The organism is Variovorax sp. GW821-FHT09B05 (genome assembly GCF_059418265.1).
Window position 1 is genome coordinate 56,307 of record NZ_JBWKPN010000011.1, and the last position, 16,700, is coordinate 73,006.

Sequence of the window (16,700 nt, forward strand, 5' to 3'; positions counted from 1 at the left end):
CGATGTTTGCCGCCGCCATCTTCGACATGGACGGGCTGCTCATCGACTCGGAGCGGCCCATCATGGCCGCCTGGATCGAGGCGGCCCGCACGCTCGACATCGAGCTCTCCCGCACCCAGTACCTGCAGGTCGTCGGTCTCGCCACGGTGGAGTCCGAAGTGATCCTCGGCACGCTGCTCGGCGGACCCGAGGCCTACCGCCATGCGATCGCGCATGTGCGCAAGCTGCTGCAACTCGAACGCTCCGACGGCACGCCGCTGTTCCCCATCAAGCCCGGCGCGGCCGAGTTCCTGGGCGCCCTGCGCGCGCGCGGCACGCGCTGCGCCGTGGCCTCGTCCTCGACCAGCGGGCAGATCCAGGCCTGCCTCGGCAGCCTCGGCGTGCTGCATCACTTCGAGGCTTTCGCGGGCGGCGACGAGGTGCCGCGCGCCAAGCCCGACCCGGCGCTCTACCTGCTCGCGGCTTCGCGCCTGGGCGTGGACCCGACGCAGTGCATCGCCTTCGAGGACAGCGAGAACGGCGCCAAGTCGGCGCTGGCCGCGGGCCTGCGGGTGGTGATCGTGCCGGACCTCAAGCACCCGCCGGCGGCGATCGTCGAGCAGGCCTTCCATGTGCTTGAGTCGCTGCACGACGCGAACGCGCACCTGCCGCGCTGGTTTCCCGGCGAGATGGTGCGGCCGTGATCAGGATCGGCACCCTGTGCCACGTGCTCGACAGCTGCCTCGCGTCGCCGATGACCGAGCGCGCGGTCGGCCGCATCGTCGAGGTGGTCTCGGCGCCCTATGAAGCGCCCAGCGAGCGCTACCTGCCCGGCACCTACTACGACGTGCTGTTCGAGGGCTGGACCTTCTACTGCCGCAGCGACAAGCTGGTGCCCATTTCCGATCCCGGCGCGGATGTCGGGCGCTGGGAAGACGAGTTCCTCGACCTTCCCGCGAGCGCGCCTCAGAGCACTTCGTCGCGCAGCTGCGGGAACACCTTCGACACCTTCGCCAGCAGGTAGTCGCCGTAGCGGCCGCTGAAGGCGTGCACGTTGGCGCGGTCCCAGCGCTCGGCGCTGTCGTCCGCGGCCACCGCGCCCGCGAGGCCCTCGATGCGCTGCACGCGCGCCTCGAAGTTCGGATCGAAGAACAGCGGGAACGACAACCGGTTGCGCCCCGAGGTGTTGCGCTTCACGCGGTGCGGCGTCGACTTGTAGAGGCCGCCGGTCATGCGGTCGAGCATGTCGCCGATGTTGCAGACGAAGGAGCCCGCGATCGGCGGCGCATCGATCCAGCCGGCGGGCGTGTGCACCGCGAGGCCGCCCACGCTGTCCTGGTGCAGGATCGTCAAGAGGCCGTAGTCGGTGTGCTCGCCCACGCCCCATTGCACGTCGAGGCCCTCGGGCACCGGCTGCGAGGGATAGTCGAAGAGCCGGAACAGGATCAGCGGATCGCCCGTGTAGCGCGCCGCGAAATAGTCGGCCGGCAGGCCGAGGCTCAGCGCGATGCCTTCCATCAGGTGGTGGCCGAGCTGCGTCACGGCCGCCATGTAGCCGAGGATGGTGTCGCGGAAGTCCTCGAGGCCCGGCGCGTCGGGAAAGAGGTTGGGCCCGTGCACCGGCGTCCTGGCCTGCACCAGCGGATGCGTGGCCGGCAGCTCGGTGCCGAGGTAGAGCCCTTCCTTCCAGTCGGGCCGGCCCGAGGTCAGTTCGCCGCCGAGCGGGAAGTAGCCGCGCCAGGCGCGCCCGCCGAGCGCCATGCGCCACTGCATCTTGGTCGCCTCGGGCAGGTCGAAGAAGCGGTGGCTCAGGGTCTCGAGCCGCGCCACCAGCGCGGGGTCGACGCCATGCCCCGTCACGTAGAAGAAGCCGTGCGCGCGGCAGGCCTCGCCGATGCGCGCGGCCACGGCCTCGCGGCCCGGCGCGTCGCCGGCCACCAGCGGCGCGACGTCGATCACGGGCAGGGTCTGGAGGGAAGCGGTGTGGGTCATGGGATGCGTGCGAAGGGCGAGCGGATGTCGGACAGGAACTGCTGCGCGCGCGGATGCTGCGGGCGGTTGAAGAAGTCGTCGGGCGTGGCGCGCTCGAGCACCTTGCCCTCGTCCATGAAGAGCACGCGGTCGGCGACCTCGCGCGCGAAGCCCATCTCGTGCGTCACGCAGACCATGGTCATGCCGTCGCGCACCAGGTCGCGCATCACCAGCAGCACCTCGCCGACCATCTCGGGGTCGAGCGCGCTCGTGGGTTCGTCGAACAGCATCACCGGCGGCTGCATCGCGAGCGCGCGCGCGATCGCCACGCGCTGCTGCTGGCCGCCCGACAGCTCGCTGGGCCAGGCCCGGGCCTTGTTCGCGAGGCCCACGCGCGCGAGCAGCGCCATCGCGCGCTCCTCGGCCTGCGCGCGCGAGAGGCCGTGCAGCTGCATCGGCGCCATGGTGCAGTTCTGCAGCACCGTGAGGTGCGGGAACAGGTTGAACTGCTGGAACACGAAGCCGATGCGCGAGCGGAAGGCGTTCACGTCGGTGCCCGGCGCGTGGATGTCCCGGCCCTCGATCAGGATGCGGCCCGACTGGATCGCCTCGAGCCGGTTGAAGGTGCGGATCAGCGTGGACTTGCCCGAGCCCGAGGGGCCGCAGACCACGACCACCTCGCCCTTGTGGATGGTTTCGCTCACGTCCACGAGCGCGTGGTAGCTGCCGTACCACTTGTTGACGTTCTGGAGTTCGATCATGCGGAAGCCTTGCGGGCGGCGGCCCGGCCCTCGGTGACCGCGACCACCGGCAGGCCGCGCCGCGCGAGGCGGCGCTCGAGCCAGTAGGCGAAGCGCGAGAGGCCGAAGCAGAGGATGAAATAGGTCAGCCCGAGGATGCCGAAGACCTGGGCCGGCTTGGTGAACACCTGGGTGTTGATCTGGGTGGCGATGAACGAGACCTCGGCCAGGCCGATGATGTAGCCCAGCGAGGTCTCCTTGATGGTCGAGACGAACTGGTTCACCAGCGAGGGCAGCATGCTGCGCAGCGCCTGCGGCAGCACCACCAGGCGCATCGCGCGGCTCCAGCTCAGGCCGAGCGCGCGCGCGGTCTCCATCTGGCCGCGCGGCAGGCCCTGGATGCCGGCGCGCACGATCTCGGCCAGGTAGGCGGCGTCGAACACCACCAGCGCGATCAGCATGGTGGCGAACTGGTCGGTCTTCACCCCGGTGACGCTGGGCAGGAAGAAGTAGGCCCAGAAGATCACCATCAGCAGCGGCAGCCCGCGCACCACGAACACGAAGCCGCTGACCGGCCAGCGCAGCCAGCGCCACGGGCTCACGCGCGCCAGCCCGAGCACGATGCCCAGCGGCAGCGCGAGCACCAGCCCGCACGAGGCCAGCAGCAGGGTCAGCACCAGCCCGCCGAGCGGGCCGTTGGGGTACTGGCCGATCAGGAAGTAGAGCCAGTAGTCCTGGATCAGCTCGATCATCGCGAAGCCTCCGTGCGCATCACAGCGTCCTCACCGGGAAGCGGTGGTGGTACCAGCTCGCGAGCGCCGTGATCGCGAGCGAGACCGTGAGGTAGGCCGCGCTCGCGAAGGCGAAGGACTCGAAGCTGCGGAAGGTCGCGCTCTCGACCTGGCCGGCCTGGTACATGAGTTCGGCCACGCCGATCACGGTGGCGATGGAGGTGTTCTTCCACAGGCTCAGGGTCTGCGAGATCAGCGGCGGCACGGTCACGCGCAGCGCCTGCGGCAGCACCACGCGGCGCATCGTCGCGAGCCAGCCGAAGCCCAGCGCGCGACCGGCCTCGAACTGCACCGCGGGGATCGAGCGGATGCCGCTGCGCATGTCCTCGGCCATGAAGGCGGCCGTGTAGAGCGACAGCGCGACGATCGCGCTGTAGGCCTCGATATGGCCCGCGTAGAGCCATTGCTTGAAGCCTTCGGGCAGCAGCTCGGGCGCGCCGAAGTACCAGAACAGCATGTGGGCCAGCAGCGGGATGTTGCGGATCGATTCCACGTAGGCGAAGCCGAGCCAGCGCAGCGGTGCCAGCGGCGCGAGCCGCAGCATGGCCACCACGAGCGCGATCGGCAGCGCGCACACCAGCGAGGCCGCGAGCAGCTGCAGCGACAGCCACAAGCCCGCGACGAGCATGTCGTGGTACTTGCCGGTCAGCAGCAAGGAATAGTCGAACAGGGGCATGGGGGCGACAGTATCGCTGCCGCGTGGGGGGATTGGCTCCCTCCCCCGCCGGGGGAGGGTTGGGGTGGGGGCACCGGGCGGTCGGTGCGCAGGCTGCGTGCCCCCATCCCGGCCTTCCCCCGGCGGGGGAAGGAGAAACGCGGGATCAGTCGATCTTGTCGCTCTCGAGCTTGAAGTCGCGCGTCTGGAAGCCCGAGGCGGTGTTCGGGCCGTACCACTTCACGAAGATCTTCTCGGCCTCGCCCGACTTCTCGAGCTCGCGCAGCGTGTCGTCCACCACCGCCTTCAGGCCGCTCTCGCCCTTCTTGATGCCGATGGCCAGCGCCTCGGTGCTGAGGTTCTGCTTGAGCACCACGTACTGGGCCTTCTGCGGGCCGAGCTTGGCGTAGCTGCGCAGCAGCGCGGCCTCGTCGTCGACGTAGCCCACGCCCTTGCCCTGCTGCAGCGCCTGGAAGGCCTGCTGGCTGGTGTCGAAGGTCACGACGTCGGCCGTGGGCACGGCCTTGCGGATGTTGGGTTCCTGGGTACCGCCGCGGATGGTCAGTACTTTCTTGCCGCCGAGTTGCGATACCTCGGCGATGCCGCTGTCCTTCTTCACGATGGCCTTCTGGCCGGTCACGAAGGTGGTCAGCGAGAAGTCGATCTGCGCCTCGCGTTCCTTGTTGTGCGTGAGGCCGGCGGCGACCAGGTCGACGTGGCCCTGCTGCAGCTCGGGAATGCGCGCGGCCACGGCGATCTGCTTGAGCGTGGTCTTCACGCCGATCTTCTTCGCGATGGCGTTGGCGAGGTCGACCTCGTAGCCCACGATCTGGCGCGTCTTGGGGTCGATGAAGGTGGCGGGCTCGTCGGTGCCGAGCACGCCGACCACGAGTTCGCCCTTCTTCTTGATGTCGGCCAGCTGGTCGGCGTGGGCGACGGTGCCCGCGAGCAGGGCGGAGGCGGCGAGGGCCGCGGCGAGGATGTTCAGGCGCATGTGTTTCTTCTCCTTCTGTGAATGCAAGGGCGGCACCTTATCAACAAAACTTCGGTTCATTAAATGGTCAATCCATATATGTACATGGCCGCATGGGAATGAACGTGCGGTAAATTCGCGCCCGCGCGCCCGTCAAGAGACCGGTGCCCGGCGCCTCGCGCGCCACCGTCCTTTTTCTTTCCCCAGACTTGCCTTCCTTCCCATGATCATCCAACCGCGCGTGCGTGGCTTCATCTGCGTCACGACCCATCCCGTCGGCTGCGAGGCCAATGTCCGGCAACAGATCGAGCACGTGCGGGCCCAGGGCCCGGTCGCGGGCGCGCCGAAGCGGGTGCTGGTGATCGGTGCCTCCACCGGCTATGGCCTCGCGGCGCGCATCGTCGCAGCCTTCGGCGGCAGCGCCGACACGCTGGGCGTGTTCTTCGAGCGCGCCGGCAGCGCCACCAAGACCGGCACGCCCGGCTGGTACAACACGGCCGCCTTCGAGCGCCTCGCCACGGCCGAGGGCCGCTATGCGAAGAGCATCAACGGCGACGGCTTCTCCGATGCGGTGAAGCAGCAGGTGATCGAGACCATCCGCCAGGACCTGGGCCAGGTCGACCTGGTGGTCTACAGCCTCGCGGCGCCGCGGCGCACCCATCCGAAGACCGGCCAGGTCTTCAACTCCACCCTCAAGCCCATCGGCCAGGCAGTGAGCCTGCGCGGCATCGACACCGACAGCGGCACGGTCAAGGAGACCGTGCTCGAGCCCGCGACGCAGGAGGAGATCGACAACACGGTGGCCGTGATGGGCGGCGAGGACTGGCAGCTGTGGATCGACGCGCTGCACGAGGCCGGCGTGCTGGCCGAGGGCGCGAAGACCACGGCCTTCACCTACCTCGGCGAGAAGATCACGCAGGACATCTACTGGAACGGCTCGATCGGCGCGGCCAAGAAGGACCTCGACCGCACCGTGCCCGCGATCCGCGCCAAGCTCGCGGCCCATGGCGGCGGCGATGCGCGCGTGGCGGTGCTCAAGGCAGTGGTCACGCAGGCCAGCTCGGCGATCCCGATGATGCCGCTGTACCTCTCGCTGCTGTTCAAGGTGATGAAGGAAGAGGGCACGCACGAGGGCTGCATCGAGCAGGTCGACGGCCTGTTCCGCGAAGGTCTCTACGGCAGCGCGCCGCCGCTCGACGAGGAAGGCCGGCTGCGCGCCGACCGCAAGGAGCTCGCACCCGCGGTGCAGGCGCGCGTGCTCGAACTCTGGCCCCAGGTCACGAGCGAGAACCTGCAGGCGCTGACCGACTTCGCGGGCTACAAGGCCGAGTTCCTGCGCCTGTTCGGCTTCGGCATCGAGGGCGTGGACTACGCGGCCGATGCCAACCCCGACGTGCCGATCCCCGGCCTCGTGCAGGTGGGCTGAGCGATGCAGATCCAGGACAAGCCGCCCTTCGACACGCCCTTCGAATGGATCGGCGGCGAGGAAAAAGTGCGCGCGCTGGTCGAGCGCTTCTACGACCTGATGGACCTCGAGCCCGGCTACGCGCAACTACGCGCGGTGCACGGCAGCGACCTCGACAACGCGCGCCAGCGGCTGTTCTGGTTCCTCTGCGGCTGGCTCGGCGGGCCCTCGTACTACACCGACCGCTTCGGCCATCCGATGCTGCGCGCGCGCCACCTGCCGCAGAGCATCGGCGGCCACAGCATCGGCATCAAGGAACGCGACCAGTGGCTGGCCTGCATGGACCAGGCCATGGGCGAGACCGAGGTGCCCGAGGACCTGCGCGCGCGGCTGCGCGACTCCTTCTTCAAGACCGCCGACTGGATGCGCAACCGCGGCGGCTGAGAACAACGATTTTCGAAAGACTCACTTCATGAATTTCATCGTCATCATCGGCGGCGGCCACGCGGCCGCCCAGTTGTGCGCCGGCCTCGCCGAGGCGGGGCAGGGCGCGCGCGTGCACCTGGTCTGCGAGGAGGCCTGCGAGCCCTACCACCGTCCGCCGCTGTCGAAGGCCTTCCTCAAGAGCGCCGAGGAAGCCACGCAGCCGCACAAGGCGGCCGACTGGTACCGCGAGGCCGGCATCACGCTGCACCTGGGCGATGCGGCCGTGGCCATCGACCGCGAGGCGCGCAACGTGACCCTGCGCTCGGGCGCGGTGCTGCCGTGGGAAGCGCTGGTGCTGGCCACCGGCACGCGCGCGCGCCGGATCGCCGCGCTCTCGCACGAGCTGGTCAACGTCGCGAGCCTGCGCGCGGCCGACGAGGCGCATCGGTTGCGCGCGCGGCTGGCCGAGGCGCAGCGCGTCACGGTGCTCGGCGGCGGCTTCATCGGCCTCGAGGTCGCGGCCACCGCCAAGGCGCTCGGCAAGGAGGTGCAGGTGATCGAGAGCGCGCCGCGCCTGCTGGGCCGCGCGGTCTCGCCCGAGCTCTCGGACCACGTGCTGGCCACGCACCGCGCCGCCGGCATCAACATCGTGCTAGGCGCGACCGCCGACGGCTTCGAGGTCGAGGGCGATCGGCTGGTGTCGCTGCGCGTGAACGGCGCGCAGCAGCCGGTCGACCTGCTGCTGCTGGGCATCGGCGCGGTGCCCGAGACCGCGCTCGCGCAGGCCGCGGGCATCGAGTGCGCCGACGGCATCGTGGTCGACGAACACATGCAAACCAGCGCGGCCGGCGTGCTCGCGGTCGGCGACTGCACGCGATTCCCCGACCGGCGCGCGGGCCGCGCGCTGCGGCTCGAGTCGGTGCAGAACGCCAACGACCAGGCGCGCACCGCCGTTGCCACCCTGCTGGGCACGGCGCGCGCGCACGACGTGGTGCCGTGGTTCTGGTCCGACCAGGGCGGCATGCGGCTGCAGATGGTGGGGCTGGTGCCGGCCGAGGGCACGCCGGGCCATGTCACGGTGCGCCGTGCGGGGCCGAAGCCCGATGCCTTCTCGCTGTTCCATTACGTCGACGGGCAGCTCGCGTGCGTGGAATCGGTGAACGCGCCGGTCGATCACATGATGAGCCGCAAGCTGCTCGACGCGGGCCGCAGCCCCGACCCCGCGGCGATCGCGGACGCCTCGGTACCACTTAAGAATCACCTCGCGTAAACATCCGGTCACGGCTTGTCGCAACGCCGCTGCATTTCAGGATTCATTCACCGGACTGTCACCTCGGCTCCAGAGACTGGTCTTCCTTGAACAGGAGGGAGACCTTTCGATGAAGCCACTTGCAAACACCCGCTTTCCACGCACCGCGTCCATGACCGCCTGTGCCGCACTGATCGCCACTGCCATGCTGAGCGCATGCGGCGGCGGCGATGGCGGCGGCGGCGTGTTCCTGCCGGTGCCGCCGCCCGCGCCGGCGCCGTCCCCGGCGCCCGCCCCCGCGCCGATCGCGGCCGGCACGCGCGCCACCGTCGCGCTGCTCGAGACCACCGACCTGCACTTCAACGTGCGCAGCTACGACTACTTCAAGCTCGCCGAGGACAAGTCCTATGGCTACGAGCGCACCGCCACCCTGATCGCGGCCGCGCGCAAGGAGTTCGCGAACACGCTGCTGTTCGACAACGGCGACACCATCCAGGGCACAGCGCTGGCCGACTACGAGGCGCTGGTGAGCCGCATCCCCTGCACCCAGCCGCTGTCGATGTACAAGGCGATGAACGCCGCCGGCTTCGACGCCGGCACGCTGGGCAACCACGAGTTCAACTACGGCCTCGACTTCCTCAACCAGGCGATCGGCGGCGGCCTCGACGTCGAGGGCGTGGACGGCACGAAGAAGTGCGCCGGCCCGAACTTCCCGCTGGTGCTGGCCAACGTGCAGAGCGTGAAGAGCGGCAAGCCGCTGCTCGCGCCCTACACCATCGTCAACAAGAGCTTCACCGCCACCGCGCCCGACGGTTCGCGCGTGACGGTGCCGCTGAAGGTCGGCGTGATCGGCTTCACCACGCCGGGCATCATGAACTGGGACAAGCGCTATCTCGAGGGCAAGCTGCGCACCGAGGGCGCGGTGGAAGCCGCCACGCGCTACATCCCCGAGCTGCGCGCCAAGGGCGCCGACATCGTGGTCGCGCTGCAGCACGGCGGCCTCGACGCCGCGGCCTACACGCCGACCATGGAGAACCCGGGCCTGCACCTGTCGAAGGTGCCCGGCATCGACGCGCTGCTGATGGGCCACCAGCACGGCGTGTTTCCCGACCGCGGCGCCAACCCCGGCTTCAAGCAGCCGGGCGTGGACAACGCCGCCGGCACCGTGAACGGCGTGCCGGCCGTGATGCCGAGCTCGTGGGGCAAGGCGCTGGGCGTGATCAAGCTCGAGCTGTCGTGGGACGGCAAGGCCTGGGCCATCGACAAGAGCAAGACGGCGGTCGAGGCGCGCTCCACGCAGACCGGCAAGGACGACGCGGGCAAGGCGGTCTACGTCGATGCCGACCCGGCCATCGCGCCGCTGATCGAGACCCAGCACCAGGCCGCGATCGACTACGTGAAGACGCCGATCGGCAGCACCGACTTCCGCATGAACACCTACTTCGCCGACGTCGGCGACCCGGGCGCGATCCAGATCGTGAACCAGGCCCAGGCCGACTACGTGAAGAGCTACATCCAGGCCAACCTGCCGCAGTACGCGAGCCTGCCGGTGCTGTCGGTCAGCGCGCCCTTCAAGTCGGGCTACGAGGGCGGCCGCGACTACACCGACGTGGCCGTGGGCAACCTCGCGATCTTCAACGCCGCCGACCTCTACCTGTACCCGAACACCGTCTACGCGGTGAAGGTCACGGGCGCCGAGATCAAGGCCTGGCTCGAGGCCGCGGCCAAGCGCTTCAACAAGATCAGCACCACGGCCACGGCCGACCAGCAGTTGATCAGCACCTTCCCGGGCTACAACTTCGACATGTTCGCCACGCCCGACGTGCAGTACGAGATCGACGTGACGCAGGAGGTCGGCAGCCGCATCCGGAACCTCACGTACCTGGGCGCGGCCATAGATCCGGCCAAGGAATTCGTGATCGCCACCAACAACTACCGCGCCACCAGCGGCGCGAGCTTCATCCCCGCGCTCGACGGCCGCGCGACGATCTACGCCTCGCCCGATGCCAACCGGGACGTGCTGATCGCCTACGTGAAGGCGAAGAAGACCATCACGCGCGCGGCCAACGGCGCGGCGCGCAGCTGGCGCTTCACCAAGGCCACGACGGCCGGCAACGTGGTGTTCACCTCGGGGCAGGGCCAGCTCGCGTCGGCGACGGCGGCGGGGCTGGACAACGTCTCGCTGCTGATGGCGGACGATGGGAGCGGGAAGGGGCGCTCGGTCTACAAGCTCGATCTGAGCAAGTGAGGGTAGTGGCTCCCTCCTGCCGGAGGGAGCCGCTCAGCGCTTGACGGGCGCCAGCAGAACCACCAGCGCTCCGGCCCCGCCCTCGGCCGGCTTGGCCTGCACGAAGGCCAGCACCTCGTTCTTCTGGATCAGCCAGCGCTGCGTCTTGGTCTTGAGCACCGGCTGCTTGCCGGGCGAGCCCAGGCCCTTGCCGTGCACCACGCGCACGCAGCGCAGGCCCTGCTTGTGCGCGTTGCGGATGAAGCCGCCGAGCGCCTCGCGCGCCTCGTCGCTGCGCAGGCCGTGCAGGTCGACCTGGGCCTGGATCGTCCAGTCGCCCTTGCGCAGCCGCGCGGTCACGTCGGTGCCGATGCCGGGCCGGCGGAAGCTCATGGCGTCGTCGACGTCGAGCAAGGTGGTGACGTCGAACTCGTCGGACAGCGATTCGCGCAGCACGCGCTGCTCGTCGAGCTGGTGCTGCACCGGGATCGGCGCCGGCGGCTCGGGCGCGAGCGGCACGGTGCGCGTCTTCTGGCGCAGCGGCTCGGTGGCGCCGACGGCGCGCGCGAACAGGTCCTTTTCGGCCGCGCGCTTGCGCTCGGCCACGGCGCGCGCCGCGGCCTCGGCCGCTTCGCGTTCGCGGGTTTCGGCGAGCTGGCGCTGCACCTGCTTGAGGTCGGCCAGGTTCTTCAGGCTCTTGGGCGCTGGCGCCGGCGCGGCGCCGGGGGAGGGCGGACGTGCGGCGGCCATCAGAGCAACCCCTGTTCGGCCATCGAGAAGCTGCGGCCCACGCCCACGATCACGTGGTCGAGCACGCGCACGTCGACCAGCGAGAGCGCGGCGCGCAGCGTCTGCGTGAGCGCGTCGTCGGCGCGCGAGGGCTCGATGCTGCCGCTCGGATGGTTGTGGGCCAGCACCACCGCGGCCGCATGGTGGTGCAGCGCGCGCAGCACGACCTCGCGCGGATAGACGCTGGTCTGGGTCAGCGTGCCGCGGAACAGCTCCTCGAGCACGATCAGCCGGTGCTGCGCGTCGAGGAACAGCACCGCGAACACCTCGTGCGGGCGCGTGCCGATGTGCATCTGCACGTACTGCCGCACGGCCTCGGGCGCATCGAGCACGGTGCGCTGCGAGAGCTGCTCGGCCATGGCGCGGCGCGCGAGCTCGAGCACCGCGATGAGTTCGGCGCGCTTGGTGGCGCCGCCCATGCCGCGCACGCCGCGCAACTGCTCGGGGCTGGCCTGCAGCAGGCCCGCGAGGCCGCCGAAGCGCTCGTGCAGCTCCTGCGCGAGCTGCAGCACGTTCTTGCCGGCCACGCCGGTGCGCAGCAGCAGCGCGAGCAGCTCGGTGTCGGCCAGCGCGGCGGCGCCGCGCGCGATGAGCTTCTCGCGCGGGCGGGCATGTTCGGGGAGATCCTTGAAAGCCATGGAGAGCCTGCTAAACCTTGAACGGGGCGGGTGGAAGCGCCCGTCCTTAAAATGCAGCCCAGTTTATCGGGACACCCGTCTTGTCTTTGTCAACCATTGCTGCCTCCATGTCCCAAACGCCCCACGTCGTCACCCCCGGCTCCTTCCTGACCCTGCACTACCGGCTCTCCGGGCCCGCGGGCGACATCATCAACACCTTCGCCGACAAGCCCGCCACGCTGTCGCTGGGTACCGGCGAGCTGTCGCCGGCGGTCGAGCAGCGCCTGCTGGGCCTCGAGGAGGGCGCCCACGCCACCTTCGAGCTGCCGGCCGGCGAGGCCTTCGGCGAGCGCAATCCCGAGATGCAGCAGTGGGTCGCGAAGAAGCTGCTGGCGCAGATCGGCGACCCCGACGAGCAGTACGCCGTGGGCGACGTGGTGCAGTTCCCCACGCCCGACGGCACCGGCAGCTATGCCGGCGCGGTGATCGAGTCCAACGAGACCGGCGTGCGCTTCGATTTCAACCATCCGCTCGCAGGCCAGCCCGTGACCTTCGAAGTGCAACTGATCGGGGTGTTGTGATGGCGCGCGGCACCGCGGCCGGGGAGGCACGATGAACGAAGGCATCGAGGAAGTCATCCTCGCCGAGCCGCGCGGCTTCTGCGCCGGCGTGGACCGCGCGATCGAGATCGTCGAGCGCGCCATCGCCAAGTTCGGCGCGCCGATCTACGTGCGCCATGAGATCGTGCACAACACCTACGTGGTCAACGAGCTCAAGTCCAAGGGCGCGATCTTCATCGAGGAGCTGTCGGACGTGCCGCCCGGCGCCACGCTGGTGTTCAGCGCGCACGGCGTGAGCAAGGCGGTGGAGCAGGAGGCGCGCGACCGCGGCTTCGAGATCTTCGACGCCACCTGCCCGCTGGTGACCAAGGTGCACGTCGAGGTCGCCAAGCTCGCCAAGGAAGGCTACGAGTTCATCATGATCGGCCACAAGGGGCATCCCGAGGTCGAGGGCACGATGGGCCAGCTCTCGAGCGGCATCCATCTGGTGGAAGACGTGGAAGACGTCGCGCGCGTCGCGCCGGGCCAGACCGAGAAGCTCGCGGTGGTCACGCAGACCACGCTGAGCGTGGACGACGCGGCCGAGATCGCCGCCGCGGTGCGCGCGCGCTTTCCGGCCGTGCGCGAGCCCAAGCAGCAGGACATCTGCTACGCGACCCAGAACCGCCAGGACGCGGTGAAGATCATGAGCCCGCAGGTCGACCTCGTGATCGTGGTCGGCAGCCCCACCAGCTCCAACAGCAACCGCCTGCGCGAACTGGCCCAGCGCCTGGGCACCGAGAGCTACATGGTCGATTCGGCCGACGAGCTCCAGCCCGAATGGTTCGAGGGCAAGACCCGCATCGGCCTGACCGCCGGCGCCTCGGCGCCCGAGGTGCTGGTGCGCGAGGTGATCGAGCGCGTGCGCGCGTTCGGCGCGGTCTCGGTGCGCAAGATGGACGGCATCGAGGAAACCATCAAGTTCCCGCTGCCCAAGGGCCTCAAGCTGGCCGACATTCCTCCTCCTGGACACATCTCTTGACCGCTGCTGCAATCACCGAATGGCGCTCTGAAATCGATAGCGCCTGGCAACGCCTGAATGAACGTTCGGGCCACTTCCTGCGCCAGACCCCGCTGTGGAAGCTGCCCGCGGCGGCGCTCGGCGTCGCGGCGCCCGGGGCCGAGGTCTGGCTCAAGCTCGAGCACCTGCAGGTCAGCGGCAGCTTCAAGGCGCGCGGCATGATGAACCGGCTGCTGGCCAACGCCATCCCCGAGAGCGGCGTGATCGTCGCCTCGGGCGGCAATGCCGGCATCGCCACCGCCGCCGCGGCGCGCGCGCTCGGCGTGCGCTGCGAGGTCTACCTGCCCGGCGTCTCGCCCGAGGCCAAGCGCGCGCGCCTGCGCGCGCTGGGCGCCGAGGTGGTGGTGGTCGGCCAGCTCTATCCCGATGCACTGGCCGCCTGCCTGGCGCGCCAGGCCGAAACCGGCGCCCTGCTGACCCATGCCTACGACCAACCCGAGGTGGTGGCCGGCGCCGGCACCCTGGGCCGCGAGATCGAGGCCCAGGGCGGCCTGCCCGATGCCGTGCTCGTGAGCGTGGGCGGCGGCGGCCTGATCGGCGGCCTCGCCGGCTGGTTCGAGCAGCGCGCGCGCGTGATCGCGCTCGAGCCCGAGGGCGCGCCCACGCTGTTCCGTGCCCGCGAGGCCGGCGCGCCGGTCGACGTCGAGGTCGGCGGCATCGCGGCCGATTCGCTGGGCGCGCGCCGCATCGGCGCCATCGCCTGGGACATCGCGCAGCGCCACGTCGCCGATGCGCTGCTGCTGTCCGACGAGGCGATCCGCGCCGCGCAGCAGTGGCTGTGGAAGGAAATGAAGCTGGCCGTCGAACCGGCCGCCGCGCTGCCGCTGGCCGCGCTGCAGACCGGCGCCTACGTGCCGCGCGCGGGCGAGAAGGTGTGCCTGATCGTCTGCGGCGCGAACGTCGATCCGGCCAGCGTCGGCTGAACGAGCCCCGCGCGGGGCGTAGTGCGGGCGCGCCCACCTAAAATCGGGCGATGCTCGACATCACCCTGCTCCGCAAAGACCTGGCCGCCGCCGTGGCCGGCCTCGAAAAACGCAAGAAGAACCAGCCCTACCTCGACGTCTCGGCCTTCACCGCGCTCGAGGCCGAGCGCAAGACGCTGCAGACCCGCACCGAGGAAATCCAGGCGCGCCGCAATACGCTGAACAAGCAGATCGGCCCGCTCAAGGCCAAGGGCGAGTCGGTCGACGCGCTGATGGCCGAGGTCAACGCGCTCAAGGGCGAGCAGGAATCGCAATCGAAGCGCCTCGACGAGATCCAGCCCGAGCTGCAGGCGCTGCTGCTGGCCGTGCCCAACCTGCCGCACGCCAGCGTGCCGCTGGGCGAGGACGAGACCGGCAACGTCGAGCAGCGCCGCTGGAGCCCGCAGGGCGGCGCCGGCGCCTCGGCCACGCCGCTGGGCTTCGCGCCCAGGGACCACGTCGACCTGGGCGCGCCGCTCGGCCTCGATTTCGAGATGGGCGCCAAGCTCTCGGGTTCGCGCTTCACCGTCATGAAGGGCCCGATCGCGCGGCTGCATCGCGCGCTTGCCCAGTTCATGCTCGACATCCAGACGCAGCAGCACGGCTACACCGAGTGCTACGTGCCCTACATCGTCAATGCCGCCACCCTGAGCGGCACCGGCCAGCTGCCCAAGTTCGAGGGCGACCTGTTCGCCGCCAAGAAGGGCGGCCAGGACGGCGAGCCCGCGCCCGACCTGTCGGCGCTCTACCTGATCCCGACCGCCGAGGTGCCGCTCACGAACTTCGTGCGCGACGAGGTCGTGCCCGAGGCGCAGCTGCCGATCCGCCTCACGGCCCACACCCCGTGCTTCCGTTCGGAAGCCGGCAGCGCGGGCCGCGACACCCGCGGCATGATCCGCCAGCACCAGTTCGACAAGGTCGAGATGGTGCAGGTCGTGCATCCCGAGAAGAGCTACGAGGCGCTCGAACAGATGACCGGCCATGCCGAGGTGGTGCTGCAGGCGCTCGAGCTGCCGTACCGAGTCGTGCTGCTGTGCACCGGCGACATGGGCTTCGGCTCGACCAAGACCTACGACCTCGAGGTCTGGCTGCCGGCGCAGGACACCTACCGCGAGATCAGCTCGGTCTCGAACTGCGAGGCCTTCCAGGCGCGGCGCCTGCAGGCGCGCTTCAAGAATGCCCAGGGCAAGAACGAGCTGGTGCACACCCTCAACGGCTCGGGCCTGGCGGTCGGCCGCACCCTGGTCGCGGTGCTCGAGAACCACCAGAACGAGGATGGCTCGATCAACGTGCCGAAGGCGCTGCGGCCCTACCTGGGCGGCACCGAGGTGCTGCGCGGCTGACGAAAAAACGACAGGGAAATCGCGGCACGGGGTGGTTGTGTCGATTTTCCTGGCTATAATCGCAGGCTCGACAGAGCGACCGGAGAGGTGGCAGAGTGGTCGAATGTACCTGACTCGAAATCAGGCGTACTAGCGATAGTACCGAGGGTTCGAATCCCTCCCTCTCCTCCAAGAATGGCCCCGCAAGGGGCTATTTTTTTGCCTGCTCGCCATCGGAACCCGACAAGCGTGGCCTCCTGCCACGAAGAAGAAGCGTAAGCGGCCAGCCAAGTCATGTTGACGTCGCTCGGCGCCTATACCGCTACGTCGCGAGATTGGCGCCGGCTGGAACCTCGCCGCGCAGGAACGCTTCCCGCTGGGCCCTATCGCCCAGTTCCATCTCGAAGTGAACCCAACGACCTTCCTTGTGCAGGCCCATCCACCATGACCCGCGGACGTTCTCAGAGAACTGCCAGACGACGTGGTATCCCTCTTCGTTCGAGAACCCTTCGCCATCTGCCTGAAAGATTCCGCCGAGGTCGTTCCACAGTTTCGTCTTGACCGCTGCAATGGCTGACCAGCCGTCATTCACCTCGGCGCCGCTCAGGATTTGAAAGGCATAGATGGTCTTCACCTTGGGAAGGAAACCCCGCAGCCACTCCGCACCTGAGGTAGGTTTGAGCTCGTGGGACTCTTCCAGGAATTCCTGCAATTCCTCGGCAGCCATCGATTCATGGCCAACCGTGTTTCGCTCAATAGCAGCGATCTCACGACCGTTCGTGTGTGCGAGGAGCAATTGGCCCCATGCGTCATCGGTCCCGCTTTCTACCGTCAGCGTCGAACTTTCGAGAGACGTGACAAGGTCGCGAACTGGAATGACTTGATCGGAGGTGCTAAGAAGGCGGACGTAGTAGGCCATGCGCTTTTGGGCTTTTAGTTGAGGTGAGCTTGCAAAGGTGACATCCCCATTCATT

At 69.2% G+C, this 16,700-nt stretch carries 18 protein-coding genes and 1 tRNA gene; 11 read left to right on the forward strand and 8 right to left on the reverse strand.

Annotated features, from left to right (window positions below; translation table 11 throughout):
- Positions 1 to 2: 2 nt before the first annotated feature.
- Both AC07RM_RS26250 and AC07RM_RS26255 read left to right on the forward strand, forming a co-directional pair.
- A complete protein-coding gene (locus AC07RM_RS26250) occupies positions 3 to 683 on the forward strand; it encodes an HAD family hydrolase (RefSeq protein WP_495336438.1) in 681 nt (226 codons plus the stop codon).
- Positions 680 to 1,003, forward strand: a complete 324-nt coding sequence (locus tag AC07RM_RS26255; RefSeq protein ID WP_203202555.1) for a hypothetical protein — start codon at positions 680 to 682, stop codon at positions 1,001 to 1,003. Before AC07RM_RS26250 ends, AC07RM_RS26255 begins: the two co-directional genes overlap by 4 nt.
- Here AC07RM_RS26255 and AC07RM_RS26260 read toward each other — a convergent pair.
- The 5 genes from AC07RM_RS26260 to AC07RM_RS26280 form a co-directional block, all read right to left on the reverse strand.
- Positions 946 to 1,971, reverse strand: coding sequence for an isopenicillin N synthase family dioxygenase (locus tag AC07RM_RS26260; protein WP_495336439.1), 1,026 nt, complete (start codon positions 1,969 to 1,971; stop codon positions 946 to 948). The two genes, AC07RM_RS26255 and AC07RM_RS26260, sit on opposite strands and share 58 nt — an antisense overlap.
- Positions 1,968 to 2,711, reverse strand: a complete 744-nt coding sequence (locus AC07RM_RS26265) for an amino acid ABC transporter ATP-binding protein (RefSeq protein ID WP_208509390.1) — start codon at positions 2,709 to 2,711, stop codon at positions 1,968 to 1,970. Before AC07RM_RS26265 ends, AC07RM_RS26260 begins: the two co-directional genes overlap by 4 nt.
- On the reverse strand, positions 2,708 to 3,442 hold the full coding sequence (locus tag AC07RM_RS26270) for an amino acid ABC transporter permease (RefSeq protein ID WP_093340827.1): 735 nt from the start codon (positions 3,440 to 3,442) through the stop codon (positions 2,708 to 2,710). The genes AC07RM_RS26265 and AC07RM_RS26270 overlap by 4 nt, the downstream gene beginning before the upstream one ends.
- 19 nt (positions 3,443 to 3,461) lie before the next feature.
- The gene (locus AC07RM_RS26275) at positions 3,462 to 4,157 is read right to left on the reverse strand and encodes an amino acid ABC transporter permease (RefSeq protein WP_093340825.1); all 696 of its coding nucleotides are present in this window, start codon (positions 4,155 to 4,157) and stop codon (positions 3,462 to 3,464) included.
- Positions 4,158 to 4,302: 145 nt separating this feature from the next.
- A complete protein-coding gene (locus tag AC07RM_RS26280) occupies positions 4,303 to 5,130 on the reverse strand; it encodes an ABC transporter substrate-binding protein (RefSeq protein ID WP_495336440.1) in 828 nt (275 codons plus the stop codon).
- 202 nt (positions 5,131 to 5,332) lie between these two features.
- Between AC07RM_RS26280 and fabV the strand changes: the two genes are divergently transcribed.
- The 4 genes from fabV (at position 5,333) to AC07RM_RS26300 (ending at position 10,437) form a co-directional block, all read left to right on the forward strand.
- Positions 5,333 to 6,535 carry an enoyl-ACP reductase FabV gene (fabV, locus tag AC07RM_RS26285; protein ID WP_495336441.1) on the forward strand — a complete coding sequence of 401 codons (1,203 nt, stop codon included), beginning with the start codon at positions 5,333 to 5,335 and terminating at the stop codon, positions 6,533 to 6,535.
- A gap of 3 nt (positions 6,536 to 6,538) precedes the next feature.
- Complete coding sequence (locus AC07RM_RS26290; RefSeq protein ID WP_495336442.1) at positions 6,539 to 6,958, forward strand: group II truncated hemoglobin; 420 nt, start codon at positions 6,539 to 6,541, stop codon at positions 6,956 to 6,958.
- A gap of 28 nt (positions 6,959 to 6,986) precedes the next feature.
- The gene (locus AC07RM_RS26295; protein ID WP_495336443.1) at positions 6,987 to 8,210 is read left to right on the forward strand and encodes an NAD(P)/FAD-dependent oxidoreductase; all 1,224 of its coding nucleotides are present in this window, start codon (positions 6,987 to 6,989) and stop codon (positions 8,208 to 8,210) included.
- Between the two features lie 109 nt (positions 8,211 to 8,319).
- Positions 8,320 to 10,437, forward strand: a complete 2,118-nt coding sequence (locus tag AC07RM_RS26300) for a bifunctional 2',3'-cyclic-nucleotide 2'-phosphodiesterase/3'-nucleotidase (RefSeq protein ID WP_495336444.1) — start codon at positions 8,320 to 8,322, stop codon at positions 10,435 to 10,437.
- A gap of 33 nt (positions 10,438 to 10,470) precedes the next feature.
- On the opposite strand, the gene AC07RM_RS26305 is transcribed toward AC07RM_RS26300, so the two are convergent.
- Both AC07RM_RS26305 and radC read right to left on the reverse strand, forming a co-directional pair.
- Positions 10,471 to 11,166, reverse strand: coding sequence for a Smr/MutS family protein (locus AC07RM_RS26305; RefSeq protein ID WP_296778747.1), 696 nt, complete (start codon positions 11,164 to 11,166; stop codon positions 10,471 to 10,473).
- Complete coding sequence (radC, locus tag AC07RM_RS26310) at positions 11,166 to 11,843, reverse strand: RadC family protein (RefSeq protein ID WP_495336445.1); 678 nt, start codon at positions 11,841 to 11,843, stop codon at positions 11,166 to 11,168. The genes AC07RM_RS26305 and radC overlap by 1 nt, the downstream gene beginning before the upstream one ends.
- Positions 11,844 to 11,950: 107 nt before the next feature.
- Between radC and AC07RM_RS26315 the strand changes: the two genes are divergently transcribed.
- From AC07RM_RS26315 to AC07RM_RS26335, 5 genes are all read left to right on the forward strand, one after another.
- Positions 11,951 to 12,403 carry an FKBP-type peptidyl-prolyl cis-trans isomerase gene (locus AC07RM_RS26315; RefSeq protein ID WP_093340809.1) on the forward strand — a complete coding sequence of 151 codons (453 nt, stop codon included), beginning with the start codon at positions 11,951 to 11,953 and terminating at the stop codon, positions 12,401 to 12,403.
- A gap of 31 nt (positions 12,404 to 12,434) precedes the next feature.
- Complete coding sequence (ispH, locus tag AC07RM_RS26320) at positions 12,435 to 13,403, forward strand: 4-hydroxy-3-methylbut-2-enyl diphosphate reductase (RefSeq protein WP_093340807.1); 969 nt, start codon at positions 12,435 to 12,437, stop codon at positions 13,401 to 13,403.
- A gap of 11 nt (positions 13,404 to 13,414) precedes the next feature.
- On the forward strand, positions 13,415 to 14,365 hold the full coding sequence (locus AC07RM_RS26325) for a threonine/serine dehydratase (RefSeq protein WP_495336576.1): 951 nt from the start codon (positions 13,415 to 13,417) through the stop codon (positions 14,363 to 14,365).
- Between the two features lie 50 nt (positions 14,366 to 14,415).
- A complete protein-coding gene (gene serS, locus AC07RM_RS26330; RefSeq protein ID WP_093340804.1) occupies positions 14,416 to 15,747 on the forward strand; it encodes a serine--tRNA ligase in 1,332 nt (443 codons plus the stop codon).
- Between the two features lie 81 nt (positions 15,748 to 15,828).
- Positions 15,829 to 15,918 (forward strand) — tRNA-Ser (locus tag AC07RM_RS26335).
- A 130-nt stretch (positions 15,919 to 16,048) separates the two neighbouring features.
- Here the strand turns inward: AC07RM_RS26335 and AC07RM_RS26340 are convergent.
- Entirely contained in the window at positions 16,049 to 16,699 is a 651-nt protein-coding gene (locus tag AC07RM_RS26340) for a hypothetical protein (RefSeq protein WP_495336446.1), read from the reverse strand.
- Position 16,700 lies beyond the last annotated feature (1 nt).